The organism is Variovorax ureilyticus (assembly GCF_037889935.1).
In the GTDB taxonomy this organism is placed as follows: domain Bacteria; phylum Pseudomonadota; class Gammaproteobacteria; order Burkholderiales; family Burkholderiaceae_C; genus Variovorax; species Variovorax ureilyticus.
On sequence record NZ_JBBKZU010000012.1, the window covers coordinates 176,927 to 189,886 of the forward strand.

Below are 12,960 nucleotides of genomic sequence, written 5' to 3' on the forward strand. Positions count from 1 at the left end.
CACTCCTTCCTTCGAAGACGACCCAGGCTTTGTTCGCTTGGGTGTCGGGAAATCCATCCAGACGTAAGCGCGCAGTGATCCCGTCTTGAGCGCGGACCTTATGTCCATGACGATGGTGTCCACCAAGGATTTAGGTGATCCAGGCCAGCGAACGAAACCCTCGGCTGGATGCTGGCGTCCATCCGTCTGCCGGACGAGACTAACGACCGTCTGTCGCGAGCCCGCTCTGGATTCCGTTCGTTTGAGACGACGGCTCCAGGGTCGTCATGCGGATCCGTGCGCGCTAACCTTGGCCGGCGCTAGGCTGGCATCGCCGAAAACGCTCACGATACGAGGCAATTTTGTGAGCCAATGGCGTTGTAGTCCTGATGAGGAGTCGCCCGTTCATGCACTATGCCCCCTTCGATCCTCGGACTTGAGGTATTCATTGGCGGTCCGCCGCCAGTTTGACCGAGGTAGTGCAACTTGCCAAGGTGGTGAAGGAATGAAACGGTGGATGGAACGGGCGTCTCGGGTAATTCCTTCGACGTCCAACGACCCGGCTGACGAGTTCGCGCGCACGATCGCCGCTTGGCTTTCAAACGGGGAACGCGAACTGTCGCACGAGACCGCTGAACGACTGCAGACGGCACGATTCCGGGCCAGCGCCCATCGCAAGGTGGCGCCGCGAACGGTGCCACGGCCTTTTGCATGGCCGAAATTCATTGTCTTGCTCGGAGGCAGCCAGCACTAGATACGCATTGCCTCCGTTGCCCCACTCGTCGCGCTCGTCGCCGGGCTCGCTTTCATCAGCGGCGAACTTGATGAGCGTGCGGTACGGACGGAGGCAGACGTCGACGCCCAGTTCCTCACGGACGTGTTGCCACCGTCCGCTTACGGCGATGCCGGCTTTCGCGAGTTTCTCAGGCCCGCCCAGCGGCGAACGGCCATTCCCCCCGACTCGTCGAAGTCGGGCACCACCCAGAGTACCGCCCAACATGCTTGATGCTCGATTCGCGAACAAGCGCACGACGGCGTTGCCCAACCCAAGCCCATCACGGCCATGTACCACGAGCCGGATTTTCTAGCGAACTTACTCCCGAGCTTTCGAGCAGCCGCAAATGGCTAGACCGCGCCATCGTGCTTGGCTACGCGATCATCGCAGGGCTATTCGTTGTGGGTTTCACAACCGCCAGCGACCGGGCATTCGCACTGTTCCAGCGCCTCCATCAGAGTCACGGTTGGGTCATCCTGCTGTGGACGCCGGCCGCCACCGCTGCGACGTCTGGGCGACAGGACGCTGGGCGTCGACAGCCGCGGGCTCCGGCATCCCGCAGGTGAGGGCCGCCCTGGATGCGGCCATGCCGCCGGAGCGGCGCACCAACTTCGTATCGCTCCGACCGGTTCACGTCATCGACGACGCTTCAGATTGGATGAGGTGTTTTCCGCGTTGCCGGTGGAGACGCGGATTGTCGCGGATCAAATCCGACGCGACCGATCAACGAATGCTGGAACTTGCTCACGCCATACTCTCTCTGACATGCACGATCGCCTGAATTCGCAACGAATGAAGGAAGCCATGCAAACCATAGACCTACTTGCCGAACAACATATCCGCGAATCGGAATCGCACCTTCGACATATTGACGAATTGATGGCCAAGGCAAGCCAGAGCGCCGCCGACAAGACCTCGGATCCGGAGGTCCAGACGCTGCTGAGTCAAGTCAGTGAAACCCGCGCACGCCTGGGGCGTGACCTGGAAGACCTCCGCCGAGGCTTCGTGGACGGGAGCAACCAAGCCACTGTCGAGCGCGGCAAAGGCTTGAAAACTGCCCTCAACGAATTGGGGACGCAGTTCGAGAGAGCGCTCACGGCGATCCTGGACACCCGAGGCCTGTAATCCGGCAAGTTCGCTTCATGCCGCGCGGACCATGGGACGACGCAGATCCTCGGCACAGTTGCCGTAGTCCGCTATCGTGAAAATTCCTGCCGTCCCCAGTCCCTCCGAGTTGATGCTGGCGAGCGTTCTGGCCGATGGCGATGGCCGCAGCCCTTATCGAACAAGGAAGCTTACTCTCTACGCCAAGAATCTCCGGTTCGTGGACGAAGAAACCAAGATCCATGAGCACCGCAGGCCTCAGCCGGCGACAAGGAATCAGGTGCGGCTGGCATCTGCCCACGATGTTGCTGCGAGAGTACGGCGAACCTGATGGCGTCCCCGCGATCGTCGAAGCCCCGCATGCCGGCCACACGGCGATGATCGCCGACTACCATCAAGGACAGAGCCTTATCGAGACGCTCCTGGCCAACGGTGTCCAACACATCGCCTTGACCGACTGGAAGTCCGCGACATTGGACATGAAGGATCTCGACATCGACAGCTACCTGGCCGAATTGTTGGCCGCAATCGATGATTCTTGGCGGGCGAGTGAATCTGGTCGGCGTGTGTCAGAGTAGCTGGCTCTCCGCGATGCTCGCTTTCCGATTCCCGGACAAGGTCCGTTCGCTGGTGTCGCAAAGGGGGGGCTTAGAGAACTGGTACGAGAACCCGATCAATCTGCCGGGCGCCGGTATCTCCAGGCGATCAGCCAGCTGTTCAAGGAAAATCGCCTCGCCAAAGGAAAGTTTGTCGGACTGGGTCGAACGCTCGATCTTCACGACATTGACATCACGACGCCGGAGCAGGTGCTGAACGCGGCCAAGTATGTTGGCACACCCGCCGACCGGATCGTCTGCAAGATGGTTCCGGGCGGCCACATCGGTTTGTTCATGGGCGCGCGAACACTTGCGGACCACTCGCCCGCGATTGCACGATGGATCGAAATGCAGTGAGGTTGCCTGGAGTAAGGCGCTTCCGAGCCAACCAAGCCGCTCCCGGCTACGAGGATCGTACAAGCAGCACCGGGACGAGACTTCCTCGGACGATCAGGTCCGCATCGCTGCCAAAGACCAGGCGGATCAAGCCGTGACGTGCATGCGTGCCCATGACGATGAGATCGCATTTGCGTGATTGGGCCTCTTGCAAGATCAGATCCGAAACCGTAGTGGGGACTGCATCGATCAGAACGCACTCAGCCGAAATCCCGGATTCGAGGGCGCTTTTCTGTGCGGTGGCGAGCAAAGCCTCTGCCTTTCGGCGGACTTCCTGGACCGCAGCATCGAAGGTGGATTCCGGCGATTGATCGACCTGCGCCTGGAAATCGTCAATCACATGCAGCAGCCTCAGGCGACTCTTCAACGCGGCGGCCAGAAGAATCGCCTCGTGCAGACCACGCTCCGAGACCGAGGTGTCGTCGATCGGAACCAGGATGTGCTGATACATAAATCTGGACTGCGAATCTGGCCCGCGCTCACCGAGCGCGCCGTGAGGACGCAAGCATGGTGAATTGGTGCACAAGGCCGGTTGGATAGGTCAAAGAGGTGTTGAGTTCACGACATTTCCCCTACGGCGGTGCACTTTTCATCCCGGCCGCACACGGGCGGGATCGACGATTTCGCCTGCCAGGCGCTCGTGGATGGCGAGCAGCTCCTTCCTGCGCTCTTCGTCGATCTTGGGATAGTGCATTTTGAGTTTCCTGAATGCTTCGAGCACGATCTGCGAAACGATCAAACGCGCGTTGTCTTTGTCGTCGGCAGGAACCACGTACCAAGGCGCGATTTCCGTGCTCGTCGCGCTCAGGCAGGCTTCGTAGGCACGCATGTACTCCTTCCAGAATCCCCGCTCTTCAATATCGGCGACGCTGAGCTTCCAGTTCTTCGTCGGGTCGTCGATGCGTTCGAGGAATCGCTTTCGCTGTTCTGCCTTCGAGAGATGGAGAAAGAACTTGAGGATCCTCGTGCCATTTCGATACAGGTGCTTCTCGAGACCGACAATCGAGCGATAGCGGTTTCCCCAGACCGTCTTGTCGTCCAGCAGCGCGTCAGGCAGCCCCTGGCTTCGAAGTATTTCGGGGTGGACGCGGACTATCAGGACTTCCTCGTAGTACGAGCGGTTGAAGATGCCGATCCGGCCGCGTTCCGGAAGGCATTGGGTGGTGCGCCATAAAAAATCGTGCTCAAGTTCCGTCGTGCTCGGATGCTTGAAACTGAAGACTTGGCAACCCTGGGGATTCACCCCGGACATCACGTGCCGGATGGAGCCGTCCTTGCCGGCTGCGTCCATGGCCTGAAAGATGAGCAACAGCGCATAGCGATTGGATGCATAGTGCAGCTCCTGCAACGCGCTCAACTCCTCGACATGCAATGCCAGAAGTTCCGCGTACTGGTGCTTGGATCGGTAAGCCGGCTTCACCAGCGTCTTCCACTTGGCGAGACTTACTTCTTCACCTTCACGAACCCGGAAATCATCGGGTTTGATTTTCATGGTGGTGCCCCTTGCCCTTTCGGCCGCTGTCGCGGCCGATTCAACGCCTCGAAGCCTGAGATCACGTCGAACAACTCCTCGTCGATGCCGTCCTGACGCAGTCGGTGGAAACTGCCGCGCAAATCGACCAACAACTCGTCGATGTTCTTGTCGGCGCGTTCCATTGCGGCCAGACGGCTTGAGTTCTCGCTCGCGAGCGATTCCGCGCACGCGCGGAAGAGCGAGACAAACAGGTACTCGCCGACGAGCGCCGCCAGCGTTACGGCAGCGCCCCCCATGACCTCGGGGAGATTCTTCGTCGGCCACGGGGTTTCGATACAGGTGCGGCGCCAGCCTTCATCGAGAGGCAGCAGTTGCTTGCTGACGGTTCTATAGGCTGCCGCGGATGCCGGGCTGTTATAGATGAGGTGGAGTTGGCTGTCCGCCTCATGTCGGCCTGCTCGCTGACTGTCCACGAGAATCTGTCCGACCAGAGGCGGGATGGCATTGACCGATGTCGGTACAGCGAACCGGCCCACGGGTGCCAGGCCCGCGTCAACGAGCAGTGCGTGGACACGCTCACCGACCGCAAAGACCCGGGGCACATCGGGCAGGCTCCCCAGCGTCGCGATTGCATGGTCGGCGACCGCTTCGTTGAAACGGCCGACCAGCCCCTGGTCGGACCCGAACACCACGACGCTTACGACGCGGCGCGTGGCCGATGTGCGTCGCGTCGCGCGCGAAGCGGAAGATCCGAGGGTCCGCAGGCAAGCGCCCAACCCAAGGTCGACCGTGCGCTTGTAATCCACCAGCGCGCGCACCGACCTTTCGTACTGTCCGATGCTCGAAGCCGCGATCGCCTTCATGGTGCGAACGACCGATTGGAGGTCTGCCGCGCTGTCGATCTGACGGCGCAGGCCGGCTGTGCTGTTGCTCATCGAGCTTCTCGATGTCCGGGTTCAGGCTCCGGCCCAGTCCCGGGGGTGGTCGGCGGCAGAAATGCTGCGATCGCGTGGCGGGCCATATCGAGAATGGTCGCGCGATCCTCGTCACTCAGTGTGTCTCCGGTGTCCAGGTGCTCGCGCACCTCAGCCGGAATCACGGCTGCGAGCTCACGCAATGTGCGTTCAGCATCGGCTATCCGGTCGATTGGAACGTCATCGAGCAGGCCGGCGGCCAGCGCCAGCAGAATGGCGATTTGCGCCGGCACCGGTACTGGCGCGGACTCGGCCTGGTTCAGACAGGCCCGGATGCGCCGTCCGTGCTCGATCGATTTGCGGGTGCCGTCATCCAATCGGGCGCCGAACCGGGCGAATGTCTCGAGCTCCTCGAACTGCGCGTAGGCGAGCTTGAGGTCGCCCGCCACTGCGCGGTAGGCGGCCCGTTGCGCCTTGCCGCCGACCCGGGACACGGACTTGCCGACATCGACGGCGGGCAGCACGCCCAGTTCGAACAACGTCGGCGACAGCACAATCTGTCCATCGGTGATGGAAATCAGGTTGGTCGGGATGTAGGCCGACATGTTCTGCGCCTCGGTCTCAATGATGGGCAAGGCAGTGAGCGATCCGCCGCCGAGCTCCTTGCGCAGGCGCGTGGAGCGTTCGAGCAGGCGCGAGTGGACGTAGAAGATGTCGCCCGGGAAAGCCTCGCGTCCGGGCGGTCGCCGCAACAGCAGCGACAGCTCGCGGTAGGCGCGGGCATGCTGCGTAAGATCGTCGTAGACGATCAGTACGTCGCGACCCGCCTCCATGAAATGCTCGGCGATGCTGGTGGCCGCGTAGGGCGCGATATAGGCAAGGCCCGGCGCTTCGTTGCCTTCGGTCACGACGACCACGGTGTGCGACATCGCCCCCTGATCGCGCAGAACGGCCACGACCTTCGCCACGGACGAAGCGCGCTGGCCGATGGCGCAATAGACGCACACGACGTCTTTGCCGCGCTGGTTGAGGATGGCGTCGATCGCAATCGCCGTCTTGCCCGTCTGGCGGTCGCCCAGGATCAACTCGCGCTGGCCGCGGCCGATGGGAATCAGCGCATCGATGACCTTCAAGCCCGTCTGCAGGGGCACCGTGACGGGCGCTCGATCCATGATGTGCGCAGCAGGGCGTTCGATCGGCATACGTTCACCCGCATCGACCGACCCGCCGCCATCGAGCGGCGCGCCCAGCGCATCGATCACGCGCCCCAGCAATCCGTCACCTACTGCCACGTCCATCACACGGCCCGTTCGCTCGACTTCATCGCCCGCACTCAAATGTGCGTAGTCGCCGAGCAAAACCACGCCGATCTCGTCCTCGTCCACATTGAACGCAATGCCGAACACGTCACCAGGGAAACGGATGAGTTCCTCGAAGCCGATACCGGGCAGGCCGGACACGCTGGCAATGCCCATGCTCAGCGCGGTGACCGTGCCGACCTCGCGCGGCGCGAGCTTCGTACCATGGTTTTCGCGCGCCTGTTCGAGGCCCGCGAATGCACGGTCGAACGCACCCTCGATGTCTTCGGCCGATGCTTTCATGGGACGCCCTGATCGGCCACCGACTGCGGTTGCGCTTGCGGTTGGGTGAGTTTTTCCACCTCCTCTCGCAGCGACGACAGATAGTCGGCGATGCTCCATGCAACCTTCAGCCCGTTCGAGCTGAGTTCAACGCCGGCTACGAGGTCCGGCGCTGTCTCGAACCGCAGCGCGATGTCGGTCGAGAAGGATTCGTTGACCGCGGACTGAATCGCCTCGCGCTGCTCGGCGGGCAGCTCGAATGCACTACGCACAAGCGCGGGGCCGGTCCCGCTCGTCAGCGCCTGGGCAACGCCTTCCTTGGCTGGACCATCTAGGGCTCGCAGGCGGCGCACAAGTACCTCGGCAATCTGCTTTTCCAGACTCGTCGCCGCAAGTTCCGACAGCGCCTTCCGCGCGATGGCGAACACCTCCTGCTGCGTCCGGCGGACGAGGGCCTGGTTCAGGCGCCGCGAGTCGCCGATAAGCGCCGCGCGGCGCCTGGCACCGAGCGCATCGGCCGCCTGTCTTGCCTCGTCAACGAGACGGCGGCGCTCGGCGTCGGCCTCCTTTGTCGCTTGATCGATCAGCGCAGCGCGTTGCCTTCCGAACTCGTCATTCTTGAGCTGGAGTTCGTCGCGCTCCCTCTGCGCTTCGGCCTTCTTCGCTTGGGCATCCGAAAGGGCTGCAGCAATGCGCTTTTCGCGTGAGTCGATCGCGTCGAGGATGGGCTTATAGAGAAAGCGCTTCATCAGCCACACGAGGATGACGAAGTTCAGCGCCTGCGCCCCGACGGTGAACCAGTCGATGAGCATGCCCTACTTTCCCGCGACCTGCGCGATCGCGTGGTTCCAGAACGGATTGGCGAAGATGAGGATCATCGATACCACGAAGCAGTAGATGGCCGTGGACTCGATCATCGCCAGGCCGACGAACAGCGTGCGGGTGATAGTCGAGGACGCATCGGGCTGCTGGGCCAGCGAACTGAGCGCAGTCGCAACCGCATGGCCTTCCCCCAGCGCCGTGCCGATGACGCCGATGCAGATGGTGAGGCCGGCTGTGACGATGGAGGCCACCGCGATGATTGTGAGGGTTTCCATTCGGGCTCCTTCGATGGTTGCTGTCGATCAGGCTTCCGGTGGCGCCTCAACGTCGGGCCGATCCTTGCGGACGCCGATGGCCGCCGCAATGTAGACCGTGGCGAGGATGAAGAAGATGTACGCCTGCACCATCCCGGTGAGCAAGCCCAGCAAGGTCATGACCACAGGGAAGATGAACGGCGTGATGGTCAGCAGGATGGCAATGATCATGGCGCCGCTCATCATGTTGCCGAACAGGCGTACCGCAAGGGCCAGCGTGCGCGAGACCTCGCTGATGATGTTGAAGGGCAGCATGATGACCGTCGGTTCGGCGTAGGACGCGAGGTACCTTCGCAGCCCCTGGTCCGCGATGCCGAAATACGGCACCGCGACCAGCACGCACAGCGCAAGGGCAGCCGTGGTCGATAACGACCCTGTGGGCGGCTCGTAGCCGGGAACGACGGTGCACAGGGCGGAAATCGCGACGAACAGGAACAGCGTGCCGAGAAAGCCGAGGTACTTGCGCGGCTGGCGCAGGCCCACCTCCCGGATTTGCTTCTCGAGGGCAGTCACGACGATCTCCAGCAGGTTCTGCCAGCGCGAGCGCTGCAGCCCGTGGGAAAGCCTTCTGGTGATGAGCTTGGAGCCCACCACCAGCACGAGCATCAGCGCCCAGGTGAACGCAATGGTGGCGTTGATCTTGACGTGTCCGAACTGCCAGTAGATCAGTTCGTCGGGACTAAGGCGCATGTTCGGCCTCCTGTGACGCAGGGGCACAGTCTTGCGGCCGCGTCAGGCGCATCACCGCCGCTCGCGCCACAACGAAGCCGAGCAGGCATGTCAGCATCCTCTCCCAACGACCGTCAGAAACGGCATAGAAACCCAAGAGTGCGATGCTCATGCGCAGAAACAGGCTGACGAAGAACCACAGCGCCGGTTGGGATGACACCGCTCCCCGCCGCGCCGTCCACCACAGCCCGCCAAAGAAGAGCGTGCCCAGCGCTGCACCCGCCAAGGCCGACAGGACCAGCACGAGTACCGTCGCGACTGGCGATGCGAACATTTCATTCATCGTCGGCCTCCTGATCCTCGCGCATGGCTCTGTCCTCCTTGGCGACCCAATGCCACGCGTTAAGGCATCCGATGGCGAGCCCGGCGACCAGCAGAGCCAGCGTCCATGAATGCGTGTCTTGGTGTCGCTTGTCCAGCCACATCCCGAGCGCCGCGCCCAGCAACGTCGGCACGACCACCGACCAGCCGATCAATCCCATCATGCCAAGGCCAAACCATACGCCGTGCGAGGCATTTCGGCGCGCCTTGAGCTTTCGGGTGGCCTTCGCACCTGCCTGCACAACAAAGCCTGGCGCATCTTTGGACCGGTCACCTGCGAGCGATCGGTTCCATTCGGGTGGGCCCCCTGAACCTTCGGCGGGCGGCAGCTTTCCCGCTGCCGATCGGCGTTCGTCAACCACGACGAAAGCCCCCAAGGCTGCGCAGGAAGCCGGCCTCCAGCTTGGCCATGACCCGGCGCAGACTCTGCTCGTCCTCGTCCTGGGTCAGGAACTCGCGCTCCACCGCCTGGCGCAGCCGGCCGAGGTCGGTACCGCCCAAGGCGCGGCGTACCGAGACCAGGACGTCGAGGCCGGTCTTCACGAGCACGCCCTCGTCCACGGCCAGACAGACCTCGCCCTGCGCTTTGGTTTCATAGATGAGGATGCCAGGAACCAGCGCCAGCACGCAGTCCAACCGCCGGGGCAGCAGGCCGAACGAACCTTGCCTCGTCTCGGCGAGGATCCGGGACACACCGGTCTTCTCGGTGAAGACCTCGAATGGCAGCAATACCTTAAGGTTCATGAACATCCAATACCGGAGCTACCCGGTGCTGCGGCTTGGCGGCGGGCTTCGAGGCCGGCCCGGGGCCAGGTTCGGCCTTGGCCTTCGCTTCGTCGACCTTGCCGATCATGTAGAGCGCACTCTCGGGGTAGTCCTTGAACTCATCGGCGAGGATGCGCTCGCAGCCATCCAGCGCGTCTTCAAGACCGACGAGCTTTCCGGCCAGGCCGCTGAACTGCTCGGTCGTCACAAAGGGCTGGGTGAGAAAGCGCTCCAGGCGCCGGGCCCGCTCGACCACATTCCGATCCTGCGTCGAGAGCTGTTCCAAGCCCAGCATCGCGATGATGTCCTTGAGCTGTGCGTATTGCGCCAAGGTGCGCCGGATCTCCTGCGCCAGCGCGTAGTGCCGCTGGCCAACAATTCCTGGTGTGGCCATCTTGGAATTCGACTGCAGCGGGTCCACGGCCGGAAACAGTCCTTCGCTGGCGCGTTTGCGCGACAGCACGATCGACGCCGAGAGATGCGAGAACGTGTGCACCGCCGCCGGATCGGTGAAATCGTCAGCCGGCACGTAGACTGCCTGAATACTCGTGATTGCGCCGGTGTCGGTGTTGGCGATGCGCTCCTCCAGCCCCGCCAATTCGGTGCCCATTGTGGGTTGATAGCCCAGCCTCGATGGCATCTGCCCCAGCAGACCCGACACCTCCGCGCCGGCCTGGATGAAGCGGAAGATGTTGTCGATCAACAGCAGCACATCGCGGTGCTCGTCGTCGCGGAAGTACTCGGCCATGGTCAGCGCCGCGTGACCCACTCGGAATCGGGCGCCAGGAGGCTCGTTCATCTGTCCGAAGACCATCACCATGCTCGACAGCACGCCGGCTGCCTTCATGTCGCGATAGAGCTCCTCGCCTTCACGAGAACGCTCGCCAATACCGCAGAAGATGCTGACGCCCTCCTGGTGCCCGATCATGTTGTGGATCATTTCGGTGAGCAGTACCGTCTTGCCCACGCCCGCCCCGCCGAACAAGCCCGCCTTGCCACCGCGCTCGAGCGGCGAGAGCACATCAATGACCTTGATGCCTGTCTCGAAGATCTCGGACTTCGTGGAGCGCCGTGCCAGCGGCGGTGGCGTCCGATGCACTGAACGCCACTTGACATCGGACAACGCCGTCTCGCGATCGATGGTGTTGCCAAACGCGTCGAACATCCGCGAGAGAATCAATCGCCCGACAGGTGCCGTCAGTGGGCCACCGGTGTCCCTCACCGCTGTGCCACGGGCTAATCCCTGCGTCGGCGTCAAGGCGATCCCGCGCACATGATGCGCATCACGCTGCGATAGCACCTCGATCACAATTTGTCCCTTGTCGCCGGCGCGCAGCACGGTGTAGATGGGGGGCAGATACCCATCGAACCGGACGTCGACGACGCTTCCGCGCACGGACACAACGGATCCGATGTTGGAGGCGGCGGGCGCTGATCGGGCCGACGGCACTCCTGTGGCTACGGATGATGTGATCAAGATGTTCTTCGCGTCCGCAAGACTAAACCTCTCGTCCGACGAAATCGGAAAGAGGCGGAATAGAACTGCAGGGCACAGTATCCGGCCGCATGCTGACCGTACATTGCGCAAGATCAATCGCCGCGCAGCCCTGGGGGCAGATGTGGGTTGCGCAGTTCGCTCAAACGAGCGTGGTCAGCCAGACAGGATGGCCGCGGCTCCTGCAAGTCTTTTGCCGAACCCGCGAAGCGCGGGTCGTCCACATGAGTTCGCGAATGGGCGCCAACATCGGACCTGCAAGGATTCGGCAACGTTGGGCCATCGCCCAACAGGCAGCGCCCGCCCCTGCGGCGCGATAGACCCGCCCCCATAGGCTAGCAACACGAGGCGATGCGGCACACACATCGTCAAAGGTCGACGCGCCCGCCCGGTCCGCCGAGCGGCGTCGTGCGGAAAGCGCAGACACGCCTCGATAGCAACCCCACCGGCCGCCTCGTTCTGAATTAAACGCCCCAGACGATTGATGCATTCTCGGCGTACGCGCGCTTCATCATCTCGACGAGTGGCCAAGCGCGCTGCCGCAAGCTCACTCTCTCTTCGCTCGACAGGTCGGTGCCCTCGCCCGCCGAGTCGCTCTGGGTTGGCGCGGGCTGCGACTCCTCGCCCGCGATCGCCCTTTCGATTGCAGAGATGGCCCCCGGCATCGTCGCGGGCTCTATGATGCCTTGGACCGCGGGCTCCTTACCGATCACGCGCAACACCTCGTCGCCAATCGGGCCCATCATGATCAAGTCACCCGTTGCTTTGGATTTAAACGTGTAGTGCATCGCAAGACATGGCTTCGCTTGAACCAACGGGACCATTATGCGCCCGGTGTGAGATCTTGAGGGACTCGTACAGCTGCTGCGTCATCGGCGTGGTTCTTGCGGCTGCTGCCTAACTTGCCCTGGATCACTTCGAGATGACGCGCCACGTAGGCTGCATACTGGCCGGCCAGGCGCGGGAAGATCGCATTGCCCTGGGCCGCTGGCCGTGGCACGTTGAACAGGCGACGACGTTGCGCGACGAATCCCCCTTTTCGTACAGCGTCTTGCCCCGGGCGATCAGTCGAGGATCGCCCGCGATGCCCGGTCCGGGCTTCTGGGCCGCGTAATAGCGCGCGAGGCCCTCGATCACGGAGTCTTCGAGCAGGGTGGCCATGCCCACATGTAGTCGTGCGCATCCTGCTCGCCACGCGTCTTGGACTTGAAGGCCTTCAGTTGTGCGACCAAGTAGAGTTCCTGCTGACCCGCAAGGCGCGGAAAGACCGGTGAGGTGCTGACGCCGCCCGGACCGTGGCAGGACGCGCAGATCGATCCGGCCACCTTCCGTGCGGCCTGTTCGGCGTCGGGCGACTTGTCTTGCGCGGAGGCGGCGCCTTGCGCTGCCAGCAGGGCGCCGGCCAGCAAGGTTTGCGCGAGGAACGCCAGAGACGATGTGCTCATGGGGGCTCCCCGATTCAGTAGGCGAACCACACATTGAAGAACCAAGTGTTGTTGTCGCTGGGTTTTCGCGTCGTGACACCATCGTAGCCCCAGCCGCCGCCGTTGAACTTGGAGTACGCCGTGTACTGCAGCATGAGGCGAACGTACTGGATCGGCAGGTAGTCGAGCTCGACCACGTAGCCCCGGCTGCTGCCTGCCGTTGAACCTGCCGGTGACGGGTGCGGGTGTGTACAGGTTGGGTTCGGCGCCGT

General features: G+C 62.8%; 16 protein-coding genes and 2 pseudogenes. 3 read left to right on the forward strand and 15 right to left on the reverse strand.

Features of this window, described 5'->3' with window-relative positions; all coding sequences use genetic code 11:
* Positions 1–496 precede the first annotated feature (496 nt).
* The 3 genes and pseudogenes from WKW77_RS35045 to WKW77_RS24955 all read left to right on the forward strand — a co-directional run bounded on the left by WKW77_RS35045 (position 497) and on the right by WKW77_RS24955 (position 2,811).
* Positions 497–985: pseudogene (locus WKW77_RS35045) on the forward strand (DUF3619 family protein).
* Between the two features lie 561 nt (positions 986–1,546).
* Positions 1,547–1,879 (forward strand): hypothetical protein, encoded by a 333-nt coding sequence (locus WKW77_RS24950; protein ID WP_340359583.1) that lies wholly within the window; start codon positions 1,547–1,549, stop codon positions 1,877–1,879.
* A 134-nt stretch (positions 1,880–2,013) separates the two neighbouring features.
* Positions 2,014–2,811: pseudogene (locus tag WKW77_RS24955) on the forward strand (hypothetical protein).
* A 46-nt stretch (positions 2,812–2,857) separates the two neighbouring features.
* On the opposite strand, the gene WKW77_RS24960 reads toward WKW77_RS24955, so the two are convergent.
* The 15 genes from WKW77_RS24960 to WKW77_RS25030 form a co-directional block, all read right to left on the reverse strand.
* Positions 2,858–3,301: a universal stress protein gene (locus WKW77_RS24960; RefSeq protein WP_340359584.1), complete on the reverse strand. Its 444-nt coding sequence runs from the start codon at positions 3,299–3,301 to the stop codon at positions 2,858–2,860.
* A 138-nt stretch (positions 3,302–3,439) separates the two neighbouring features.
* Complete coding sequence (locus WKW77_RS24965) at positions 3,440–4,342, reverse strand: ADP-polyphosphate phosphotransferase (protein ID WP_340359585.1); 903 nt, start codon at positions 4,340–4,342, stop codon at positions 3,440–3,442.
* Positions 4,339–5,259 (reverse strand): F0F1 ATP synthase subunit gamma, encoded by a 921-nt coding sequence (locus WKW77_RS24970; protein WP_340359586.1) that lies wholly within the window; start codon positions 5,257–5,259, stop codon positions 4,339–4,341. Before WKW77_RS24970 ends, WKW77_RS24965 begins: the two co-directional genes overlap by 4 nt.
* On the reverse strand, positions 5,256–6,839 hold the full coding sequence (locus tag WKW77_RS24975) for an alternate F1F0 ATPase, F1 subunit alpha (protein WP_340359587.1): 1,584 nt from the start codon (positions 6,837–6,839) through the stop codon (positions 5,256–5,258). Before WKW77_RS24975 ends, WKW77_RS24970 begins: the two co-directional genes overlap by 4 nt.
* Positions 6,836–7,630 carry a F0F1 ATP synthase subunit delta gene (locus tag WKW77_RS24980; RefSeq protein ID WP_340359588.1) on the reverse strand — a complete coding sequence of 265 codons (795 nt, stop codon included), beginning with the start codon at positions 7,628–7,630 and terminating at the stop codon, positions 6,836–6,838. Before WKW77_RS24980 ends, WKW77_RS24975 begins: the two co-directional genes overlap by 4 nt.
* Positions 7,631–7,633: 3 nt before the next feature.
* Complete coding sequence (locus WKW77_RS24985) at positions 7,634–7,915, reverse strand: F0F1 ATP synthase subunit C (RefSeq protein ID WP_340359589.1); 282 nt, start codon at positions 7,913–7,915, stop codon at positions 7,634–7,636.
* A gap of 27 nt (positions 7,916–7,942) precedes the next feature.
* Positions 7,943–8,644 carry a F0F1 ATP synthase subunit A gene (locus WKW77_RS24990; RefSeq protein WP_340359590.1) on the reverse strand — a complete coding sequence of 234 codons (702 nt, stop codon included), beginning with the start codon at positions 8,642–8,644 and terminating at the stop codon, positions 7,943–7,945.
* Positions 8,634–8,966, reverse strand: coding sequence for an N-ATPase subunit AtpR (locus WKW77_RS24995; RefSeq protein ID WP_340359591.1), 333 nt, complete (start codon positions 8,964–8,966; stop codon positions 8,634–8,636). Before WKW77_RS24995 ends, WKW77_RS24990 begins: the two co-directional genes overlap by 11 nt.
* Entirely contained in the window at positions 8,959–9,366 is a 408-nt protein-coding gene (locus WKW77_RS25000) for an AtpZ/AtpI family protein (protein ID WP_340359592.1), read from the reverse strand. The genes WKW77_RS24995 and WKW77_RS25000 overlap by 8 nt, the downstream gene beginning before the upstream one ends.
* A complete protein-coding gene (locus WKW77_RS25005) occupies positions 9,359–9,748 on the reverse strand; it encodes a F0F1 ATP synthase subunit epsilon (RefSeq protein ID WP_340359593.1) in 390 nt (129 codons plus the stop codon). Before WKW77_RS25005 ends, WKW77_RS25000 begins: the two co-directional genes overlap by 8 nt.
* Positions 9,738–11,246 carry a F0F1 ATP synthase subunit beta gene (gene atpD / locus WKW77_RS25010; protein ID WP_340359594.1) on the reverse strand — a complete coding sequence of 503 codons (1,509 nt, stop codon included), beginning with the start codon at positions 11,244–11,246 and terminating at the stop codon, positions 9,738–9,740. The genes WKW77_RS25005 and atpD overlap by 11 nt, the downstream gene beginning before the upstream one ends.
* A gap of 482 nt (positions 11,247–11,728) precedes the next feature.
* Positions 11,729–12,052, reverse strand: a complete 324-nt coding sequence (locus tag WKW77_RS25015) for a DUF1840 domain-containing protein (protein WP_340359595.1) — start codon at positions 12,050–12,052, stop codon at positions 11,729–11,731.
* 124 nt (positions 12,053–12,176) lie between these two features.
* Positions 12,177–12,425: a hypothetical protein gene (locus WKW77_RS25020; protein WP_340359596.1), complete on the reverse strand. Its 249-nt coding sequence runs from the start codon at positions 12,423–12,425 to the stop codon at positions 12,177–12,179.
* Entirely contained in the window at positions 12,398–12,709 is a 312-nt protein-coding gene (locus WKW77_RS25025) for a c-type cytochrome (RefSeq protein WP_340359597.1), read from the reverse strand. The genes WKW77_RS25020 and WKW77_RS25025 overlap by 28 nt, the downstream gene beginning before the upstream one ends.
* A 14-nt stretch (positions 12,710–12,723) precedes the next feature.
* Positions 12,724–12,885, reverse strand: coding sequence for a hypothetical protein (locus WKW77_RS25030; RefSeq protein WP_340359598.1), 162 nt, complete (start codon positions 12,883–12,885; stop codon positions 12,724–12,726).
* Between the last annotated feature and the right edge of the window lie 75 nt (positions 12,886–12,960).